Here is a 1,628-nt window from a genome sequence, read left to right as displayed (position 1 = left end):
CCCGCTTCCTCGCCACCCATCCAGACCATCGCCGCCAGCTCGTCGAGGATCCGTCGAAGATCCCGGCCGCCACCGACGAACTGATCCGTCGCTTCGGCCTGTCCAACACCGTGCGCCTGGTCGTCCACGACCGCGACTTCCACGGTGCGCCGCTGCGCAAGGGCGACCTGATCATGGTGCCGATCTCGCTCGCGAGCATGGACGAGCGCAAGTGGCACGACGCGATGACCGTCGACTTCGCCCGCCGCACGGAGGGCCACGACACCTTCGGTAACGGGCCGCACCGCTGCCCGGGCGCCAATCTGGCGCGCATCGAAATCCAGACCTTCCTCGAGGAATGGCTGCGCCGCATTCCCGAGTTCGGCATCACCCCCGGCCGGCAGGCCGTGACGGTGACGGGCGCCGTCAACGGCGTCGAGTCGCTGCCGCTGTCCTGGCCCGTCACCGGATCCACCTGAGCCATTGCCTTCGACCTTCCGACAAGGACACCCATGAGCCCCTCCATCCTCGACAGAGTCTTCGGCCTGCAGGGCCGCACCGCCTTCGTGACGGGCGCCGCCTCCGGCATCGGCAAGGCGACCGCACGCCTGCTGGCCCAGGCCGGTGCGCAAGTGGTCGTCGCCGATCTCGATCTCGATGGTGCGCGCGCCGCGGCCGAAGACATCGCCGCGGCCGGCCCGCGCGCGCTGGCCGTGTGCTGCGACGTCTCCAGCGAGGTGCAGGTCGCCACGGCCTTCGCCGAGACGGCAAAGGCCTTCGGCGGCTGCGACATCCTGGTCAACAACGCCGCCTTCCGGCCCAAGGCCGACTTCATGTCGATGTCGGTCGAGCAGTGGGACCACATGCACGCGGTCAACACGCGCGGCAGCTTCCTGTGCATGCGCGAGGCGATCAAGCTGATGCGCGCCGGCGGCCGCGGTGGATCGATCGTCAACGTCTCCACCATCGGCAGCGTGCATCCCACCATCCTGTCGAACACCCACTACGACTCGTCGAAAGCAGGCGTCAACGCGCTGACGCGAACCTCGGCCTGCGAGTTCGCCGGCGACGGCATCCGCGTCAACGCCATCCTGCCGGGCGGCGTGGATACCGAGGGCTCGCGCAACATGCGGGCGGCCGGCATGGTCGCCCAGGGGCCGATGACCGCCTTCCCACAGCGCTTCCCCCTGAAGCGCCTGGCCACTCCCGAGGAGCTGGCACAGGCCATCCTGTTCCTGGCCAGCCCAGCGTCGAGCTACATCACCGGTGCGCTGCTGCCGGTGGACGGCGGCTATACGATCAGCTGATCTTCCAGTTCCGACATCGACACCCGCCATGCCACTTTCGTCCGACCACGACCGTCCCCTGGGCATTGCCGGAGCGCCGTTCATCGGCGGCCGATTCCTCGCGCGCACCTGCCAGCCCCCAGTCCCGCACATCAATCCGAGCAACGGCCGGCCGCAGGCCGACCTGCACCTCGGGGGCGCCGAGGAAATCGACCAGGCCGTGCAGGCCGCGCGCGCGGCGCAGAAGCGATGGGCCGCCCTGCCCTCGCACGGCCGCCTGCAATGCTTCAAGCGCCTGGGCGACCTGCAGGGACGCCATGCCGACGAAATCGCCTTCCTGGGCGCTCGCGATCCGGCTCCGGT

General features: G+C 69.6%; 3 protein-coding genes. All 3 read left to right on the top strand.

Features of this window, described 5'->3' with window-relative positions; genetic code table 11:
- A partial coding sequence (locus tag I73_RS12010; RefSeq protein ID WP_022980835.1) for a cytochrome P450 occupies positions 1-458 on the top strand: 458 nt, incomplete at its 5' end.
- A gap of 33 nt (positions 459-491) precedes the next feature.
- On the top strand, positions 492-1,286 hold the full coding sequence (locus I73_RS12005) for an SDR family NAD(P)-dependent oxidoreductase (protein ID WP_022980834.1): 795 nt from the start codon (positions 492-494) through the stop codon (positions 1,284-1,286).
- Positions 1,287-1,314: 28 nt separating this feature from the next.
- Positions 1,315-1,628, top strand: a 314-nt coding sequence (locus I73_RS34845; RefSeq protein WP_040500304.1) for an aldehyde dehydrogenase family protein, incomplete at its 3' end; no start/stop codon positions are given.

The sequence above is a fragment of the Ideonella sp. B508-1 genome, from assembly GCF_000333615.1.
In the GTDB taxonomy this organism is placed as follows: domain Bacteria; phylum Pseudomonadota; class Gammaproteobacteria; order Burkholderiales; family Burkholderiaceae_C; genus Ideonella.
This window is presented reverse-complemented; position numbering and strand designations above follow the sequence as displayed.

Excerpts from the sequence above, each read along its gene's own strand:
- I73_RS12005 (WP_022980834.1), top strand. The coding sequence starts at position 492 with ATGAGCCCCTCCATCCTCGACAGAGTCTTCGGCCTGCAGGGCCGCACC.